We start from the raw sequence: 21,243 nt of genomic DNA, 5'->3' as shown, positions 1-21,243 counted from the left end.
TGCTTGAGTATTCCTATTAAAATAGTCGGAATTAAAAAGGAGTTGTGAAAGATGAGAGAAACATTGTTAGAAATAAAGGATTTGCATGTAGAAGTTGAGGACAAATATATCCTTAAAGGGCTTAATTTAACAATAAAAAAAGGAGAAATACATGCAATTATGGGACCCAATGGTGGTGGTAAAAGCACATTGTGCAATTCCATCATGGGGAATCCTAAATATAAAGTGACTTCAGGACAGATTTTATTTGAAGGAGAAGATATAACAAATCTAAAAGTCAATGAAAGGGCAAAAAAGGGCATCTTTTTGTCTTTTCAGTACCCTGAAGAAATACCCGGAATAACAGTGGATAATTTTATAAGGACCTCTGTTAATATTGTGACAGGCCAAAATGTGTCGATGCTTCAATTTGCAAAAGACATGAAAAACACATTAGAGCTTTTAGACATGAAATCCGAGTACAGAAGTAGGTATTTAAATGTAGGTTTTTCTGGAGGGGAAAAGAAAAAAACTGAGATACTCCAGATGGCTTTTCTAAAGCCTAAACTTGTAATGCTTGACGAAATTGACTCTGGTCTTGATATAGATGCCTTAAAAGTTGTCGCGGAAGCGGTCAAAAAGCTAAAGACTGAAGAGATGTCTATCTTAATAGTCACCCACTACAACAGGATATTGGATTACCTTGAGCCAGATGTAATATCTGTTTTAATGGATGGAAAGATTGTAAAAAGTGGTGACAGGGACCTTGCAAAGATTCTTGAAGAAAAGGGTTATGACTTTGTGAGAAATGGCGTGTAACCCATAGGAGGCGAAAATAATGAAAAAACCAGATATAAAGGAAATAGATTTTAGCATATACGACGTCAAAGACAACGTAAAGTATGAGTATCAGACAGGTAAAGGACTTTCTAAAGAAGTTGTTTTAGAAATATCTGAGCAAAAGAATGAACCTTCCTGGATGAGGGATTTTCGATTAAAAGCCTTGGAGATATATCAAAAAATGCCTATGCCCACATGGGGTGTTGATTTAAGTCAACTTGACATAGATTCTATTATTGCCTATATACGCCCAAGTGCAAAAATGCAAAGGTCGTGGGATGAAGTTCCAGAAGAGATAAGGCGTACTTTTGAAAGGTTGGGGATTCCTGAGGCGGAAAGAAAAGCATTGGCGGGAGTAGGTGCTCAATACGACTCTGAAGTTGTATATCACAATATTAAAGAAAGCCTTACTCAACAGGGTGTCATATTTGAGGACATGGACACTGCAATAAAAAAATATCCTGACATAATAAAAGAGTACTTTATGACAAAAAACGTGACGCCTTATGATCACAAATTTGCAGCCCTTCACGCTGCAATATGGAGCGGAGGCACATTTGTTTATGTTCCAGAAGGGGTCAAAGTGGAGGTTCCACTTCAGGCTTATTTTAGAATGAATGCACCAGGAAGCGGACAGTTTGAGCACACTCTCATAATTGCTGACAAAGGCAGTGAAGTACATTTTATAGAAGGCTGTTCTGCACCACAGTATTCTGTTTCAAACTTACATGCAGGTTGCGTAGAACTTTTTGTAAATGAAGGGGCTCGCATAATTTATTCTACTATAGAAAACTGGAGTAAAAATACCTATAATCTAAATACAAAAAGGGCAATTGTTGAGAAAGATGGCATTATAGAGTGGATATCCGGCTCTTTTGGAAGCCACAAGACAATGCTTTATCCTGCTTCTATATTAAAAGGAGAAGGAGCAAAGGCGGAATACACCGGTGTGACTTTTGCTGCAAAAGGGCAGCATTTAGATACAGGTTCAAAAATGATACACTTAGCTCCTCATACTTCTTCAAAGGTTTTAGCAAAGAGTATATCAAAAGATGGTGGAATATCAAGCTATAGAGGACTTCTCAAAATAGGACCTAATGCGGAAGGTGCAAAGGCTTCTGTCCAGTGTGAAGGCTTGATGTTGGACGATATTTCAAGGTCTGACACAATGCCAGTAATAGAAATAGAAAATGACAATGTGGACATTGGTCATGAGGCGAAAGTGGGAAGAATAAGCGATGAACAGATATTTTACCTCATGTCCAGAGGTTTAAGCGAAGACGATGCAAGGGCTATGATTGTAAGAGGTTTTGTTGAGCCTATAGCTAAAGCTTTGCCATTGGAATATGCAGTGGAGATGAATAGGCTCATTAAACTTGAGCTGGAAGGCGCAATAGGATAGGAGTGAAAATATGTGGAAGAGAGTTAGTATGGAGGAAATACAACAGCCTTCTTATAAAGAATACACTTCAGCAGTAATAAAAGATTTGTCTCATGATACAGTAAAAATAAAAGAGACAAAGAAATTAGCTGGATTGCCGACAGAGATATTGGCTTTAAGGGATAAAGCTTTTGGCATAGAAGGCAAATTTATAAATATGGTAAAAGATTTTTACAATGCAGGTTTTCACATTGAGATTTCTCAAAACAGTAATGTTGAAAAACCTATAGTGATTGATTATATAACAAATGAACAAAATGACACATTGATTGATTATAACATAATTGAAGCGGAAGCTAATTCGCAAGTTACAATCGTTTTTGACTATAATTCAGGTACAAAAGGCTTTCACAATGGCATAACGCAGGTGATTGCAAAAGAAGGTTCTACTGTAAATATAGTAAAAATACAAAGATTGGGAGACGAATTCAACGACTTTGACAATAACCTTGTAATTGTAGGGAAAAATGCTATGGTCAACTGGTCAAATGTTGTGATAGGCTCGAAAGTAAGCGCTTTTGATGTGGCGGTATATCTTGATGAGGTAGGAGGTACCTTTACTTCCAAATCCATTTTTTTAGGTGTGGATAGTCAAAAATATGACATGGCTTATAAAGTATACCACCAAGCTCCTAAAACTACCAGCAGTGTGGACTTAAAAGGAGCCTTAAAAGGAAGTGCAAAGGCTACCTTTATAGGAAATATTGACATTAAAAAAGGTGCAAAAAAGGCAAAAGCTGAAGAAAATGAAACAGTACTTTTATTAGACAAAACTGTAAAATCCGTTGCAATTCCTGCTCTTTACTGCGGAGAAGATGATGTACAGGCAAACCACTCAGCCAGTGCAGGGCAAATAGATGAAGACAAACTCTATTATGTGATGAGCAGAGGCTTTAGTTTAGAAGAGGCAAGGCTTTTAATGGTTCAAGCCATATTAAATCCTGTTATAGACTTGATTCCTTATGACCCTGTAAGAGAAATCATCATAAAGGGTCATATAGGAAGGAGGATTATAAAGTGAAAAATATCGATATTGAAAGAATAAAAAAAGACTTTCCTATATTGAGTGTTAAGCCCCATGGAAAAAGGCTTGTATATCTTGACAATGCCGCTACAACACAAAAGCCAATTGAAGTAATAAAGGCTATGGATAAATATTATGAAGAGCTAAATGCCAATGTGTACAGAAGCCCCCATTATTTAAGTGTACTTTCAACACAAGCCTATGAAGAGGCAAGAGAAAGGGTAAAAAAATTTATAAACGCAAAAAGAGGAGAGTCTATAGTTTTCACAAGAAATACAACAGAGTCTATAAACTTTATAGCCTACACTTGGGGTATGAAGCATATAAACGAAGGAGACGAAATACTACTTACCATAGCTGAACACCACAGTAATATACTCCCATGGCAGATGGTAGCAGAAGCTAAAGGGGCAAAGCTTAAATATGTCTATCTTGATGAAAATTTTAGGCTTTCTATGAAAGATTTCAAAGAAAAAATGTCTGAAAAAGTAAAATTAGTTGCTGTGCAACACATGTCGAATGTTTTGGGAATAATAAATCCTGTGGAGGAGATTACACATATTGCCCACAAATACGGGGCAAAAGTGTTAATAGATGGAGCACAAAGTGTACCTCATATGCCTGTTGATGTACAAAAGATAGATTGTGACTTTTTTGCCTTCTCTGGTCACAAGATGTTAGGACCTATGGGGATTGGGGTTTTATATATAAAAGAAGATTTACTTAAAGAGGTACCGCCATTTTTAAGAGGAGGAGAAATGATAGACGAGGTTTACGAGGACCATTCCACATTTGCACCTTCCCCTCTTAAATTTGAAGCAGGTACTCCTAATATAGAGGGAGCGTATGTGCTTATTTCTGCCATAGATTATATAGAAAAAATTGGGCTTACCAATATATATAAACACGAAGGCGAGCTTTTGGAGTATGGTCTTCAAAAAATGAAAGAATTAGACTTTGTAAAATTGTATGGCCCCAAAGACGCGAAGGAAAGAGGAGGAATAATTTCCTTCAATGTAGAAGGAGTTCATCCTCACGATGTTGCTACAATTCTCGATGAAGAAGGAGTTGCTGTAAGAAGTGGGCATCACTGTTGCCAGCCCTTAATGAGATACTTAGGCGTTCCTGCAACTGTAAGAGCAAGCTTTTATCTCTACAACGATTTTGAGGATATTGATGCCCTTGTGGAAGGACTAAAAAAAGTCAGGAAGTGGTTTAAATGAGCGATTTAAATCAGCTTTATTCTGAAGTTATAATGGAACACTATGAAAACTCCCCTCATAGGAGAGAGCTTAAAGATGCTACTCACAAAGAAAGGGGGCACAATCCTCTTTGCGGTGACGACATTACCCTTTATCTAAAAATGAATGGTGACATTATAGAAGACGCATCTTTTACAGGTCATGGATGTGCTATAAGCCAAGCTTCAACCTCTATGATGATAGACCTTATAAAAGGGAAAGACAAAAAAGAGGCCTTAAGGCTTGTTCAAGAATTTATAGACATGATACACAAAAAAGACGTAAACTTAGATGAATTAGGTGATGCCCAAGTACTGCATGGAGTATCTGACTTTCCTGCCCGTGTAAAATGTGCTCTACTGGCTTGGAAGACACTTCAGGAAATTTTATAAAGAGAGAAAAGCTCAAAATGGGCTTTTCTTTTTTGTTTTATGGTTTACTATTTATTAAATAAATTTAGACAAAATCATTAAAAATTTTTTAAAAGTTAAGAAGGAAAAATGGGAATTAATGTAGAATTATATACACGTAAAACCAATATATCCATATCTTCACTGGAATAAATTTATGAGGTGTTATTATGAGAATTACTTTGGAATTTGTGGGAGAAAAAAATTTAGTATTGCCAATTCATTATAATTATATAGTTCAAGGCTTTTTGTATGACCTCATGGGGGACAGTGAGTTTGCAGCTTTTTTACATGATGAAGGGTTTCAATATGAAAAAAGAAAATTTAAATTATTTACTTTTTCAAGAATTGAAGGGGAGTTCAAGATTTTAACAGATTCCAAAGGGCAGAAAAAAATAAGCATAAAACCTCCTTTTAAATTTACTGTTGCCTCTCCTTTAGATGAATTTATATTTGATATTTCAAAAAATGCGTTAAAAAAGGAGTATTGCCATTTTAATGGTCAAAAATTTATTTTGAATTCACTCAATATAGACAATCCTCCTGTTTTTAAAAATAAAGCAAGGATAAAATTTATTTCTCCAGTTGTGATGTATACTACTTTAAAGGATGGTGATATAAAATATACTTATTATTATTCCCCTTGGGATGAAAAATTTTCTCCTCTTTTACTTAATAATCTGCTTAAAAAGTATGAATTAGTATACAAAATAAAAGCGGAAGATCCATATTTTAAGCTTTATCCCTTATCAGAAAAGGAAGATAGGAGATATTCAAAGATGATTAAATACAAAAATGTTTATGTGAAGGGATGGATGGGTATATACGACGTAGAAAGCAGTCCTGAATTATTAGAACTTGCTTACTATACAGGTTTGGGTGCAAAAAACTCCCAAGGATTTGGGTGTTTTGAGATAATTGGGTGAAAGAAAGGAGGTAAGGGAAGTAAAATATATTTTGTTCATCTAAAGTAATAGGGGGTGATAAAAATTATTGAGGGAATAGTTCAAATAGGAGATATAGTAAGAGAAAATGACCCTGTAAAGAACATTATAGTCGAACTTCCTTATAAAAAAGGTGATAATGCACTGCATGTTTTAAAATTCAATTTTCTACCAGAAGAAAACAAATTAGAAATAGATGTCAACGAAGAAATGGATGAGGGTACTGTATTCAAATATTTATATGTAGGGAAGATACTTGGCAATAGTCCATTATGGTACGCTTCAAGTACTTCAAGTGATTATATTTTGACGGAAACAATTTACAATTTGACAAAAATGGATTTTGGTGAAGAGTTAAATAAAAAACTAAAAGATATTTTTGAAAAGTTTTATGTATCTATAGAAGAGTTAGAACCCAAATACCGTTATGTGTTGGATTTAAGTAAATCAGGTTATAAGGAGAAATCAGTACAAGATTTATTCAAAGAAATAAAAGAAGATAAAAAGAATGAAAACTTGTCTCCTAACGAAATTGGAAAAAAATTCAGAAAGAAAGTAAGCAAATATTTTGAGGGGTATTTAAAAAAAGAAAAAAATATAGAACCAGAAGAAATCGGTTTATATACTGTTTTTATTGAGGGGAAACCTCTATCAAGTTACAAAGAATACGTAGACGCCGTAATAGAATCAAAAAAACCAAAAACACAAAAAACTAAGAAAGCTGGGATTAGCAGAGGGGTTTGTAGTATATGTGGTAGTCAAGATGCAATTGCTTTTGATTCCTCAAAAGTGAAATTTAAATTTTTTACTACGAATCAAATTATCTTTGCAAGTAGCTTATCAAAAAACAATTATTATAAAAATATGCAGATGTGTTCTGAATGTTTTTCAAAATATCAAGCAGGAGAAAATTACATTTCAAATAAATTGTCAACTAAACTTACAGCATTTGATGTACTTATAATTCCGCAGTTTATTCACGGCAAACCGATTAGTAAGTATGATTTAGAGATTGCTACTGACAAAATAATAGATTCATTTAATACAGTGAAATCTTATGAAGGCATTGAGAGATTAAGAGAAGAAATAGGAACATCTTTAGACCTTACGGATGAAAAGAGCTATTTTCTTTTAAATTTTATCTTCTATGAGATTGATAGCCAAGCTACAAAAATTTTAAGACTTATAAAAGATGTAGACCCTTCAATTTTTGAAAGAGTGAGAATAGCTTTAGAAAATGCCAATAAAGATGTCAAGGAAATTTTAGGTGAAAAATACAAAGGGACAATTACATTAAGTACAGTATATTATATTAACCCGATAAGAATTAAAGATGGAAAAGCGGTCAAGTATAGAGATATACTTGAAATATATGATGCTATACTTACAGGTAAGAACCTTAGTAAAAAGCACATAATAAATAATTTAGTAGATGGAGTAAGAATAATCAAGTTTAAAAAAGGCGGTTACAATATAATTCCAGAAAAAAGATACATAGAATTTTATCTTTTAGAAGCAAGTATGTACGTTAAATTTTTAGAATATATGGGTTGTTTAAAGGAGGGAGAAAGATTGGATGTATCTCAATTAAAAATTGATGAAAATATAAAAACCTTTATTAGTAACATGAATTATAATGAACAAGAGACAGCAATGTTTTTATTGGGCTATTTGATAGGACAAATTGGAAATGTACAGTACAAAAAGGCGCAAAAAGGTATTCAAGACGAAGGTACGCCGAATAAGCCTATACTTAATAAAATTAATTTCAATGGTTTGGATAAACAAAAGATTATTAGACTTACAAAGGATGTTTTTAACAAATTAAATCAAGAAAAAATATTACACTACAACGAGGTAACTTTTTATGACATGAAAAGATTAATAGATTCAAACATCAGAAATTGGAAGCTTAATAAGGATGAAAGCCTATTTTATGTACTTTCAGGATATTCTTATGCGACTGCAATACCTATTTTAAAAGAAAAGAAGGAGGTTGGTTCAAATGTCAGTGAATAATAATGAAATTTTATATATTTATGACGCAAAACTTACCAATCCTAATGGGGATCCTGATGAGGAAAATAGACCTAGAATGGATTATGAAAGAGAAATTAATTTAGTTTCCGATTTAAGACTTAAAAGATATATAAGAGATTATTTGATGTTAAAAGGATATGACATATTTGTACGATTAGTGGATGACAAGCCCGTTACAGCAGATAAAAGAGTAAAAGACCTGGAAGATTCATCAAATGAATGGATTTTGGAAAATTGGATTGATGTGAGAATGTTTGGTGCAACTATGACAGTGCAAAAAGACACTAAGACTTTTATAGGACCTATCCAGTTTAATTGGGGCTATTCACTAAATAAAGTTGAGCTTTTAGAAGCAAGTATAACTTCCCATTTTTCATCTAGTGAAACATTTGCCCAAGGTACAATAGGAAAAGACTTTAGAGTTAAATACTCATTAATAGCTTTTTCAGGGGTTGTAAGTGGTCATAGAGCAGAAAAAACAAAACTTAAAGAAGATGACCTTTATCTACTAGATGAAGCTTTAAAACATGCGATACCAAACTTAGTAACAAGAAGTAAAATAGGTCAGTACCCAAGGATTTATATGAGAGTGGAATATGTTGATAAGGTGACAATCTTAGGTGATTTTAGGGATTATATTGAGTTAAAAACAACTACAGATAGTATAAGAGATATTAATGAATGCTCGTTAGAAATGGTCAAATTAGTTAATTTACTTAATGAGAATAAAAATAAAATAAAAAATGTTTATTATTTTGTTGATGAAAGGTTAGAATTAAACATTAATGGCGAGAAAGTTACTTTTGAGGAGGCATTTAAAGAGTTACCACTAAAAAAGGTAGATTAGGATGGTGACTTCCAATGGTCATATTCGATTTATGGGGTAAATTTGCTCATTTCAGGAAATTTTATACAAATTCATCTTCTTTAACTTATTCTGTTCCACCCAGGACTACAGTAGAAGGAATGATAGCTGCTTTGTTAGGTTATGAAAGAGATACTTATTATGAAAAATTAAATGCAGAAAATTTGTATGTAGCTGTTAGAAAGATGAGCAAAACAAAGAAAATAATGCAATCTGTTAATTATATCAAAGCAACTACTCTTGGAGAACTACATTTTCCTAAACAGCATACGCAAATACCTTTTGAATTATTGATTAGTGATAGTAAAATACGTTACAGATTCTATATTATACATAAAGATGAAAATATTTTTAGAGAAATAAAAGAGCGACTCTTCAAAAAGGCTCCTGTTTTTCCGCTCTACTTTGGAAGTGCGCCTTTTAGTTGCTATATAGATTATGTTGAGGAAGTAACTTGGGATTGGGCAACAAGTGAAGATTTTCAAGATATTTATAGTGTTATGCCAAGTGACAAAATTAAAGAAATAGATATCAAAAATATGAAAGGATATTTACTTAAAGAGAGAATGCCGAGGGATTTTGGGATAGATAGAACAATAAAAGAAGTAACTACATATGTGTATGAGGATGTAGGACATCCAATTCGAGTGAAAGTTAATGGGGAATTTATCAAACTTTCAAACGGTGAGAATATAGTGTTTATGTAAGAAGGTGGTGTATTATGAAATACTATTCTCACTATGATGAAGAGATGAAATATGAGAAACTGTTATATGAGCACTTGATAGAAGTAAAAAATCTATCAATTAATCAAATACCTGAAGAATATAAAAAAGCATATGAGATTATAGCATTATGCCATGATTTTGGGAAATATACATCTTATTTTCAAGAATATTTAAAAACTAAAAAGAAAACTTCCTTGTCAAATCACAGCTTTATTTCTGCAGTATTTGGGGGATATGTTGCAATTCAATATTATGGGGAAGAGAACATTCTTCCCCTTATCGTTTATAATACCATACTTCATCACCATGGAAATTTAGAAAGTTTTTCAGTCAATCTTCCAAGTAAATTTAAAGATGTTTCAAGAAAAGATTTCCCTTTAAATGTATCAGAAAAAATAGATATTTCTTATAAACAACTAAAAGACATGAGACAAAATTTATCTTTCATAATACCTGATTTTGAGAGACTAGGTTTAGCAAAAGAATTCAAACAGTTTGTTGAGGAAGAAAATGTTATAAAAGATACGTTAGCTATTCTTAAAAAATTGGAAGCCTTATCCATTAGGAGGCTAAAATCAGATGAAAATTATTTTATACATCAAATGCTTTATTCCGCATTAATTTCAGCTGATAAAATAAGTGCATCGAATACATATTTACCAGAAGAGTTATATGTAGATTACAAAACGTTGAATAAAATTAGAGAAAACCAATTTGAAATCTCTGAAAAGGACATAGATAAAATAAGAACAGAGATATTTAAAGTTGTTATAGAGAATCTAGAGAAAAATTATAATAAATCAAAAATATTTTCTATCACTGCTCCTACAGGTACAGGAAAAACAGTTACAGGTTTTTTTGCGGCTTTAAAATTGAAAGAATTATTAGGAGGTAATCGAAAAATAATTTATTCATTACCCTTTACCTCAATTATAGAACAAAACTATGGTGTTCTGTTTGAACTCTTGGAAAAACTCGACAAGTTTAAGGGAAATAGTAGTAGATATATAATAAAGCATCATAATCTAGCAATGATAGAATATGAAAGTGAATACAGAGACTATAAAAAAACTGAAGCGGAATTGTTAATAGAAAATTGGCAGAGCGGAATAATTATTACAACTTTTGTACAACTTTTGGAAACTCTTGTAGGAGCAAGAAATAGAATGTTGAAAAAATTTAATGCTTTAAAAGGTTCGATTATAATACTTGATGAAATTCAGGCTATCAATATAAAGTATTTCCAGTTAGTAGATTATATTTTAAATAAGGCTTCTGAATACTTAGATTTAAGAATAATAATAATGACAGCTACTAAACCGATGATTTTAAATGATGCAGTTGAATTACTTGATAATAATGAAAAATATTTTAGTATATTTAAAAGAACAAGGTTAATGCCTCAAATGGAAAAATTAACAATAGAATCTTTTATAGAAAAATTCAAAGAAAACTTAGAAGATAAATCCTACTTGATAGTCTGCAATACAATTATGCAGTCCTTAGAAATTTATAAGAGGTTAGTAGAATTAGGTCTTAATAGGGAAATATTTTATTTATCGACTAATATACTTCCTTTACATCGACGGGAAAGAATAAATAAAATAAAGGAGAAATTAGAGAAAGAAGAAAAAATAATACTTGTTTCAACACAGGTAGTTGAAGCAGGAGTTGACTTTGATTTTGATGTTGTTATAAGAGATTTAGGACCTATTGATTCAATTATTCAGTCAGCGGGAAGATGTAATAGGAATGGTAAAAAAGAGATTGGAGATGTGTATGTTTATAAGATGATTGATGAAGAAGAAAACCTGTTTGGCAAATATGTTTATGGAAATACATTAATGAATATTTCAGAAAATATACTAAAAAGATATGATACAATTATGGAAGAAAAATATTTTCAATTAATAAACGAATATTTTAGCATGGTGATGCAAAACAAATCTTCACAAGTTTCACGTGAGTTTATAAAGTCAATTGAAAACTTAGATTTTTCAGAAGGAGAATATGCCATAGATAGTTTTTCTTTAATAGAAAACAATCCAGGGTATTTTGAAGCTTTCTTTATATATGACGATGTAGCAGAAGACATTTTTAAAAAATATTTAAAACTGTCAAATATTAAGGATTTTAATGCTAGAAGAGAGGCATATTTAGAAATTCAGAAAAATATAAAAGATTATATACTTTCTCTTCCCAAAAAATATATTAATAATTTTCAACTGGATAAAGGTATTCCTTACTTACCTAAAGAAGGTATAAAGGACATATATGATTTTAAAACAGGATTTAAAAGAGATATAGATGATAAATATATGATATTTTAAATAAATGTCGTCGATGTCCAATAGTGCAAAAACGCCTGGAGATCGACGACATTTTTATTTTTCTGATTTTCATAAAGTAATTGATTTTATTGGACAATATGTTATAATAAAGTCAAGATACTTAACAGAAATTAAAAAATTGTAAGGTGTATAATGTGCTATTTATGCATGTTAGAATGAGTTTTTAGCCTACCTATAAGGAATTGAAACAAATACAGCTCAATAAGCTCTTTATACGATTTTAAAGTTTTTAGCCTACCTATAAGGAATTGAAACTAAGTATTGAACATTTTTTCTACCTCTGTACCTAATGGTTTTTAGCCTACCTATAAGGAATTGAAACAAGAAAGCCAGCCCTTCCGCACTTGTGAGGTCCTTCATCGTTTTTAGCCTACCTATAAGGAATTGAAACTTTATATAGGAATGACTTAAACCAGCTTTTTTTGCAGTTTTTAGCCTACCTATAAGGAATTGAAACGTAGCACGAAATAAAGAAACACCCAAAACACGTATGTGGTTTTTAGCCTACCTATAAGGAATTGAAACGAGTGCTGTTAGAAGAAGTAAAAGAACTGTCTTTAGAGTTTTTAGCCTACCTATAAGGAATTGAAACTCTTCTCTAAAAAATCTTGCGTCACTGGATACATGTTTTTAGCCTACCTATAAGGAATTGAAACTCCAAAAGCTTGTAAAGGAAAAAGAAGTGGCAGAAGGTTTTTAGCCTACCTATAAGGAATTGAAACTCCATGCCGTTTACCCGAATCAAAATATATTTACTTTGTTTTTAGCCTACCTATAAGGAATTGAAACCCTGCTGCCAACATTGTTGGCAAAATAACGGCAAGCCGTTTTTAGCCTACCTATAAGGAATTGAAACTTGATGGGTATACGATATATTCTCCGATAATTGCTGGTTTTTAGCCTACCTATAAGGAATTGAAACGTGAAATACTAAATATTGACATTAAAGAAATTTTTTGTTTTTAGCCTACCTATAAGGAATTGAAACAAGGAACAACCTTTTTATTTGATAAGTTTGCAATTTGTTTTTAGCCTACCTATAAGGAATTGAAACCTTCCTTTCCATATAAGTTGAAGTGTGAGGAAATTGGGTTTTTAGCCTACCTATAAGGAATTGAAACGAAGAAAGGTATTACAGCAAAAGAACTTAAAGTCATGTTTTTAGCCTACATATAAGGAATTGAAACACCGCTTCCTGAAAGAATATAAATCTTCATCTTTCGTTTTTAGCCTACCTATAAGGAATTGAAACGTTTCTTGCTTTGTTCAAATAAATCACTGCTTTCAGGGTTTTTAGCCTACCTATAAGGAATTGAAACCTTCCAACAAAGGTTTTACCAAGCCCCATATCCAGGGTTTTTAGCCTACCTATAAGGAATTGAAACTTTATGAATTTTCATTACCAATTGCATCTAATTTCTGTTTTTAGCCTACCTATAAGGAATTGAAACTATATGAACTGTCAATCCTGAACCTCTTTCTATTATTGTTTTTAGCCTACCTATAAGGAATTGAAACTGATGAACAAAATGATAGATATATTGTTGTGGATGGTTTTTAGCCTACCTATAAGGAATTGAAACTGACTTAATGTACATGCAAGGGAAATCTATTCATGAAAGTTTTTAGCCTACCTATAAGGAATTGAAACCTGCTCCTACTGCTCCCCAAAGAGGATTGAGTAATACCGTTTTTAGCCTACCTATAAGGAATTGAAACAAAGGAGCAATTAATTTTATATCAAACAATCTAAAAGAGTTTTTAGCCTACCTATAAGGAATTGAAACTATTGATTTTTTGTTTGATTGAATGACAAGCTTTTGGTTTTTAGCCTACCTATAAGGAATTGAAACTCCAATTTATGATTGGAAAACAGAAGATATATGGAGTTTTTAGCCTACCTATAAGGAATTGAAACCCAGTATGCGTAACAACGCCATGGGTTAGTTTTGATGGTTTTTAGCCTACCTATAAGGAATTGAAACATAAAGATTGAAAATTGGAACGGGCATCAAATTCGGTTTTTAGCCTACCTATAAGGAATTGAAACACTTTTTCTTTTGCTTTTTTGTCCATGTTCATTAATCGTTTTTAGCCTACCTATAAGGAATTGAAACAGTCTACTTCCTCAATGATTGAAGCTTCTCTTAAAAGTTTTTAGCCTACCTATAAGGAATTGAAACATGAATATGGAATCTATGAAGCAATTACACAAAGCAGGTTTTTAGCCTACCTATAAGGAATTGAAACTGTACATTGAGGGGTATGGATGGGGGATAGCCGAAGAGTTTTTAGCCTACCTATAAGGAATTGAAACCCATCCTACTTCATTATATCAGAACGCTAAGTGATTGTTTTTAGCCTACCTATAAGGAATTGAAACATTCTTACGAACGGTGCCAGCAGGGTATCCACACTGTGTTTTTAGCCTACCTATAAGGAATTGAAACCCCATATGACTGGCTATGCACCTGCCAACTTTCCACGTTTTTAGCCTACCTATAAGGAATTGAAACTTAAAATTTTTTCAGCACCGGGCTTCAGTAAGGTTGGTGTTTTTAGCCTACCTATAAGGAATTGAAACCTGTACTATCCCTCCTTCTAATCGCTGTTCTATTGAGTTTTTAGCCTACCTATAAGGAATTGAAACAAGAAACTGCACAGGTTTTAGGTATATCAGAAAGTGCGTTTTTAGCCTACCTATAAGGAATTGAAACATGTATATTTCAATTTCATCATCTTTACGTAAATGTAGTTTTTAGCCTACCTATAAGGAATTGAAACCATTGTATTTTTAACATGATTTAAGTCCACTTCTTGTTTTTAGCCTACCTATAAGGAATTGAAACTTTTGTATCATCCCTTCATGTAGTGCTTCTTTTACGTTTTTAGCCTACCTATAAGGAATTGAAACTATAGATAAATTTGCAGACGAATACATTTTAACCATAGTTTTTAGCCTACCTATAAGGAATTGAAACCGTTGAACATATAAACTATGATAAAGAATTTGCTGGTTTTTAGCCTACCTATAAGGAATTGAAACCAAGAAGAGTAGCGTCTATTAAAGCCCGCTTTTTTGGTTTTTAGCCTACCTATAAGGAATTGAAACCAGGGATTTCTTTCTTGGAAATACAGCCTGGACGTATGTTTTTAGCCTACCTATAAGGAATTGAAACCTGGGATAAGTATCTTACCTTTTCTTTTCCTACCTCGTTTTTAGCCTACCTATAAGGAATTGAAACACATAACCTGGGCAATATTCCCCAATAAATTCTTTATGTTTTTAGCCTACCTATAAGGAATTGAAACATTTCAAGTAATCAGCAGGTGCATATAGAGGGACAAGTTTTTAGCCTACCTATAAGGAATTGAAACACGTTAGTAAATTGGCACTTGCTTTTAACGTATCTGGTTTTTAGCCTACCTATAAGGAATTGAAACAATCGCTACGCAACTCCGCTTTTTCTTGCTTTTTTCTCGTTTTTAGCCTACCTATAAGGAATTGAAACAAAAGACAGAAAGAATGGGAAGAATGGGAAGAATGGGTTTTTAGCCTACCTATAAGGAATTGAAACCGAGATATTTTTGCTATTTCGTTCTGCCTGTTTTCATGTTTTTAGCCTACCTATAAGGAATTGAAACATTCCTGCCCCGCATTTACAAGGCGACGTATTTTTGTGTTTTTAGCCTACCTATAAGGAATTGAAACACCGTTTGTTTTCTTCTACAAGTTTCTCATTCTCCTCGTTTTTAGCCTACCTATAAGGAATTGAAACCCTCCCTTATTGTACAATTTTTATGTCATTTAGCATTTGTTTTTAGCCTACCTATAAGGAATTGAAACCCAATTTTCTTTCACAAACTTTCTAATCTCATCATGTTTTTAGCCTACCTATAAGGAATTGAAACTAATAATTCTCTTCTTGTCTGCGTCGTGTGTGACGCAAGTTTTTAGCCTACCTATAAGGAATTGAAACTTTTCATCAAACATCAATCCTTCCGCTATAACACATGGTTTTTAGCCTACCTATAAGGAATTGAAACTTTTGTCCATTGTTATGCCTCCTTCCAATTCTTTTACTGTTTTTAGCCTACCTATAAGGAATTGAAACACAGCTTCTATTAGCAAGGCAACCATCCTTGACGTGTTTTTAGCCTACCTATAAGGAATTGAAACTATTAACTATCCTCCTTCTTTTCACTATCAATCTGAGTTTTTAGCCTACCTATAAGGAATTGAAACTTTGGTATATCCAGAGTATAAGGAGGTAATATAGGTGGTTTTTAGCCTACCTATAAGGAATTGAAACTTTGGAATGAAAAAGCTGAAGAGATAGGTGCCAAAGTTTTTAGCCTACCTATAAGGAATTGAAACATCCAAGTCTCCATCACACTTGCCTTCCTGCCTTCGTTTTTAGCCTACCTATAAGGAATTGAAACTTGAGTCTTCAGAAACAACCACCTGGACAGGTAGGGGTTTTTAGCCTACCTATAAGGAATTGAAACTTGAAATAACTGGAGCAATCAGTGGACAGGTAAGTAGTTTTTAGCCTACCTATAAGGAATTGAAACTGTTTTTCTATGGTCATATAAGGCTTGAGAGTCTCAGTTTTTAGCCTACCTATAAGGAATTGAAACCCTGTAGAAGCAGTGAGGAACACCGTGCGTATAGCCAGTTTTTAGCCTACCTATAAGGAATTGAAACACTTCTCCCTGTCCTTCCACGGTAGGCACAGACATGTTTTTAGCCTACCTATAAGGAATTGAAACTTCATTTAGCTCACTCACCTCTCTTATTCCTGCTGGTTTTTAGCCTACCTATAAGGAATTGAAACCTACAGAAGGCGGTACCCCAGTCTCAGCCGGGGACGTGTTTTTAGCCTACCTATAAGGAATTGAAACACAGGTCTAATATTCCCGTTCTCGTCCATCTTCACTGAGTTTTTAGCCTACCTATAAGGAATTGAAACTTGCAGAAATTGAAGGCAACATGTTCATTGAACCTTCCGTTTTTAGCCTACCTATAAGGAATTGAAACTAATAGCCAGCTTCTTTTTTAGGAACTTTTGGTGGTTGTTTTTAGCCTACCTATAAGGAATTGAAACCCATGTTCGGTGATAGCTATAGCCTTATGCCCCAACGTTTTTAGCCTACCTATAAGGAATTGAAACTAGGAGACACCAGAACAGGTAAGTCAGAGACAGCACGTTTTTAGCCTACCTATAAGGAATTGAAACAGCAGATTTTCAACAAGGCACTTGAAGCAATCAAGAAGTTTTTAGCCTACCTATAAGGAATTGAAACGCCCATTGCACCATGTCTGCAACCACCAGGAAATAGGTTTTTAGCCTACCTATAAGGAATTGAAACTCATCTCAAAGCCGTATTCTTGCATTTCCTTAACCGTTTTTAGCCTACCTATAAGGAATTGAAACCTCTACAACCTGGGTTATACTGGATAGGGTTCCACAGTTTTTAGCCTACCTATAAGGAATTGAAACCTAACCCTCCTTCCCCTTGTGCAAACTCTGGGTGGTAGTTTTTAGCCTACCTATAAGGAATTGAAACTTGAGATACATGATGGAGACCTTCCCAAACATCAAGTTTTTAGCCTACCTATAAGGAATTGAAACCAGTAATGCCTATGGAATTCCTCGTGGTTGAAATCAGTTTTTAGCCTACCTATAAGGAATTGAAACGGGTTTACATTCAGCACTTATGCCTATAAGGTTATGAGGTTTTTAGCCTACCTATAAGGAATTGAAACCCTCCCTTTAACCATGTTAACGACAAGCAAAATCAGGGTTTTTAGCCTACCTATAAGGAATTGAAACTTTGCTAGTGTTTCTTATGCTTTCGATCCTGTTGCGTTTTTAGCCTACCTATAAGGAATTGAAACACAGTTCTAACAGTATTACAAACAATACAAAACCTAGTTTTTAGCCTACCTATAAGGAATTGAAACGGAAGATTTCTGCTGTTCCTGATAGGTTTGTTGTGGCGTTTTTAGCCTACCTATAAGGAATTGAAACCAATATAATTAGAAAGTTACAGAAAGGAGATTTTAGAAGTTTTTAGCCTACCTATAAGGAATTGAAACACAGCTTCTATTAGCAAGGCAACCATCCTTGACGTGTTTTTAGCCTACCTATAAGGAATTGAAACTATTAACTATCCTCCTTCTTTTCACTATCAATCTGAGTTTTTAGCCTACCTATAAGGAATTGAAACCATTGACAAGAAGATATGCATGGATGTAATGGTATCGTTTTTAGCCTACCTATAAGGAATTGAAACTGGTCAATGACTCACTAACATTACCACTCTTTACACCGTTTTTAGCCTACCTATAAGGAATTGAAACTAGTTCTGGCAAACAATGAAACCGTATATTATGGCAGTTTTTAGCCTACCTATAAGGAATTGAAACGAAGGAAGTAGGTGAAGGCAGATGACGGTAAGGTACGTTTTTAGCCTACCTATAAGGAATTGAAACGAGATATCCACCGAGGAGTTGGCTACCAGACTGTATCCGTTTTTAGCCTACCTATAAGGAATTGAAACCCGACCCAAGACATCAGTATGTAACCCACCTGATATCGTTTTTAGCCTACCTATAAGGAATTGAAACGAGAAATGCCAATGACCTTTGGTCAAATTGGAACAAGTTTTTAGCCTACCTATAAGGAATTGAAACTAGGTAATGCTGCATATGGCAGACGTTGGGCAATTCATGTTTTTAGCCTACCTATAAGGAATTGAAACTTGAAATTCTCCAGGCTATAATCTTCCAGCTTGCCAAGTTTTTAGCCTACCTATAAGGAATTGAAACAGAACTTCAGCACACTGTCTTTAGCCTTCATTGCAGGTTTTTAGCCTACCTATAAGGAATTGAAACAAATGACACCTGACAAGCACGAGCGACTAAAGATATTCGTTTTTAGCCTACCTATAAGGAATTGAAACACTTTGTTCGTATGTCTCTCAGATTGCTCATCTATAGTTTTTAGCCTACCTATAAGGAATTGAAACTATGTTACTCCTGTTGAATCGTCTTTCGTTAATTTAGGTTTTTAGCCTACCTATAAGGAATTGAAACATCAATTTCACAAATGCATTTGCCAACGCAACTTTTCGTTTTTAGCCTACCTATAAGGAATTGAAACTTAGAAGCAAAACATGGCATAGTAGGTTTTGCATTATGTTTTTAGCCTACCTATAAGGAATTGAAACACCTCTGTACAACATCGTATGTTAAAAAAGTAGCAAGTTTTTAGCCTACCTATAAGGAATTGAAACTTTTGTTGTGTCGGCTACTTGTAATATGTGTGGTGCGTTTTTAGCCTACCTATAAGGAATTGAAACGCTTGTTAGGTTACTTCTTGAAAAAGAGGTCAGAAAGTTTTTAGCCTACCTATAAGGAATTGAAACCAGGGAGAGATAAACTCTCCTTTTTTGCTGCTCTTGTTTTTAGCCTACCTATAAGGAATTGAAACTTTGATTAATGCTAATTTTGAGGGTTCTGATAATGAAGTTTTTAGCCTACCTATAAGGAATTGAAACAAAGCAGCAGAAGATATGTATATGTTTTTTGAAAAGGTTTTTAGCCTACCTATAAGGAATTGAAACAAGTTAGCGGGCGGGCATTTAGCCCGCTCTCTTAATGTTTTTAGCCTACCTATAAGGAATTGAAACAGCGGTATATAATCTGCCTTTGCATCCAGAGCAGCTAGTTTTTAGCCTACCTATAAGGAATTGAAACTCTAAATCTTCTAATTGGTATTTCTCCATAAATTTTTGTTTTTAGCCTACCTATAAGGAATTGAAACGGGCATAGACGAATGAAAGAATATATAATTTTCGAGGTTTTTAGCCTACCTATAAGGAATTGAAACGCTTCTGGAAATATGCGTTTTACTAACGCCATACTTCGTTTTTAGCCTACCTATAAGGAATTGAAACAATAGTGCCATAATTATACCCCCATTTCAAAAATATGTTTTTAGCCTACCTATAAGGAATTGAAACTAAATAATGCAAAACCTACTATGCCATGTTTTGCTTCGTTTTTAGCCTACCTATAAGGAATTGAAACTTCCATATTGCGCTAATTCTGCTCCTGGCATATATCATCGTTTTTAGCCTACCTATAAGGAATTGAAACACTTTTGTCTTCTTAATACTAGCAAGGGCCCATAATGTTTTTAGCCTACCTATAAGGAATTGAAACTATTTTATGTGTTCTCAGATTATTTATACAGGGTGGGTTTTTAGCCTACCTATAAGGAATTGAAACTATAATTCCATCTACATTATATCATGAAAAAGTGTGGTTTTTAGCCTACCTATAAGGAATTGAAACATTGTACCAAGACCGGGATTAGCCTTTTGCCACATTGTTTTTAGCCTACCTATAAGGAATTGAAACTTTCAATGGCTTTTTCTAAATCTATTCCATATTTACGTTTTTAGCCTACCTATAAGGAATTGAAACGCAGTCGGCACGGCAGTGGGCAGCAAGATTTCGTGGCGTTTTTAGCCTACCTATAAGGAATTGAAACCATATTCCATGCTGATAAATAAAATAAGCCTGGCGAGTTTTTAGCCTACCTATAAGGAATTGAAACATGAGTTAATAAACGGCGGTGTTGAGGAAACTTGCGGTTTTTAGCCTACCTATAAGGAATTGAAACTAAATAATAAGGCGGAAAGGCCTGTCGAGGGAAACCCGTTTTTAGCCTACCTATAAGGAATTGAAACTTTTATTTGTGTTATAATTGTCTTAAAGACATTTAAAGTTTTTAGCCTACCTATAAGGAATTGAAACTAAATTTAGTTCCGTCGGGCACTGCCCGACGTGTGTGGTTTTTAGCCTACCTATAAGGAATTGAAACGTATGTGTATACTAAGCAATACGCTCCCACAGCGTATGTTTTTAGCCTACCTATAAGGAATTGAAACGAGTTGCCGCAAGAACTTCTACAAAAACTTTTAAAAATGTTTTTAGCCTACCTATAAGGAATTGAAACCATAGATAATAGCCATCACATCCACATCCTTTCTCAGTTTTTAGCCTACCTATAAGGAATTGAAACCCATATTTCCCTGATAGAATATGCCAATGGGCAATTCGTTTTTAGCCTACCTATAAGGAATTGAAACGCACATACTTCATCAATGACTCTATCGCGTCCAATGGTTTTTAGCCTACCTATAAGGAATTGAAACGTAGTATGTCCAGTGAATTCGGCTGTTGCACTTCCAGTTTTTAGCCTACCTATAAGGAATTGAAACTACAAAAAGATTTATGATTTAGATAATTTAAGGCTTGCGTTTTTAGCCTACCTATAAGGAATTGAAACTTGTGCCATCTCTGA

The 21,243-nt window shown here is 33.7% G+C and carries 10 protein-coding genes and 1 CRISPR repeat array (1 of these 11 running past the window's edge); all 10 genes read left to right on the top strand.

All coding sequences use genetic code 11. From position 1 onward, the window contains the following. The first annotated feature begins 51 nt into the window (after nucleotides 1–51). Nucleotides 52–798: a Fe-S cluster assembly ATPase SufC gene (sufC, locus tag TETH514_RS11715; protein ID WP_003871434.1), complete on the top strand. Its 747-nt coding sequence runs from the start codon at nucleotides 52–54 to the stop codon at nucleotides 796–798. A gap of 19 nt (nucleotides 799–817) precedes the next feature. Next, the gene (gene sufB / locus TETH514_RS11710) at nucleotides 818–2,221 is read left to right on the top strand and encodes a Fe-S cluster assembly protein SufB (protein ID WP_003871433.1); all 1,404 of its coding nucleotides are present in this window, start codon (nucleotides 818–820) and stop codon (nucleotides 2,219–2,221) included. A gap of 10 nt (nucleotides 2,222–2,231) precedes the next feature. Beyond that, nucleotides 2,232–3,281 (top strand): Fe-S cluster assembly protein SufD, encoded by a 1,050-nt coding sequence (sufD, locus tag TETH514_RS11705; protein WP_004399629.1) that lies wholly within the window; start codon nucleotides 2,232–2,234, stop codon nucleotides 3,279–3,281. Beyond that, nucleotides 3,278–4,507, top strand: coding sequence for a cysteine desulfurase (locus TETH514_RS11700; RefSeq protein ID WP_009052104.1), 1,230 nt, complete (start codon nucleotides 3,278–3,280; stop codon nucleotides 4,505–4,507). Before sufD ends, TETH514_RS11700 begins: the two co-directional genes overlap by 4 nt. Then, entirely contained in the window at nucleotides 4,504–4,917 is a 414-nt protein-coding gene (gene sufU / locus TETH514_RS11695; protein WP_003868738.1) for a Fe-S cluster assembly sulfur transfer protein SufU, read from the top strand. The genes TETH514_RS11700 and sufU overlap by 4 nt, the downstream gene beginning before the upstream one ends. Before the next feature lie 188 nt (nucleotides 4,918–5,105). Further along, nucleotides 5,106–5,861 carry a CRISPR-associated endoribonuclease Cas6 gene (gene cas6 / locus TETH514_RS11690; protein ID WP_004399630.1) on the top strand — a complete coding sequence of 252 codons (756 nt, stop codon included), beginning with the start codon at nucleotides 5,106–5,108 and terminating at the stop codon, nucleotides 5,859–5,861. A gap of 54 nt (nucleotides 5,862–5,915) precedes the next feature. Continuing rightward, entirely contained in the window at nucleotides 5,916–7,898 is a 1,983-nt protein-coding gene (locus tag TETH514_RS11685; RefSeq protein ID WP_009052105.1) for a TIGR02556 family CRISPR-associated protein, read from the top strand. After that, nucleotides 7,885–8,766: a type I-B CRISPR-associated protein Cas7/Csh2 gene (gene cas7b / locus TETH514_RS11680; protein WP_009052106.1), complete on the top strand. Its 882-nt coding sequence runs from the start codon at nucleotides 7,885–7,887 to the stop codon at nucleotides 8,764–8,766. Before TETH514_RS11685 ends, cas7b begins: the two co-directional genes overlap by 14 nt. 14 nt (nucleotides 8,767–8,780) lie before the next feature. Then, the gene (cas5b, locus tag TETH514_RS11675) at nucleotides 8,781–9,491 is read left to right on the top strand and encodes a type I-B CRISPR-associated protein Cas5b (protein WP_009052107.1); all 711 of its coding nucleotides are present in this window, start codon (nucleotides 8,781–8,783) and stop codon (nucleotides 9,489–9,491) included. Between the two features lie 14 nt (nucleotides 9,492–9,505). Next, a complete protein-coding gene (locus tag TETH514_RS11670; protein ID WP_009052108.1) occupies nucleotides 9,506–11,842 on the top strand; it encodes a CRISPR-associated helicase/endonuclease Cas3 in 2,337 nt (778 codons plus the stop codon). A gap of 180 nt (nucleotides 11,843–12,022) precedes the next feature. Further along, nucleotides 12,023–21,243: a CRISPR direct-repeat array (repeat unit 30 nt; unit sequence GTTTTTAGCCTACCTATAAGGAATTGAAAC); it runs 5,360 nt beyond the window's last position.

Source organism: Thermoanaerobacter sp. X514 (genome assembly GCF_000019065.1).
GTDB classification, from domain to species: domain Bacteria; phylum Bacillota; class Thermoanaerobacteria; order Thermoanaerobacterales; family Thermoanaerobacteraceae; genus Thermoanaerobacter; species Thermoanaerobacter pseudethanolicus.
The sequence above is the reverse complement of the archived record's forward strand: the minus strand, read 5'-3'. Positions and strand labels throughout refer to the sequence as shown.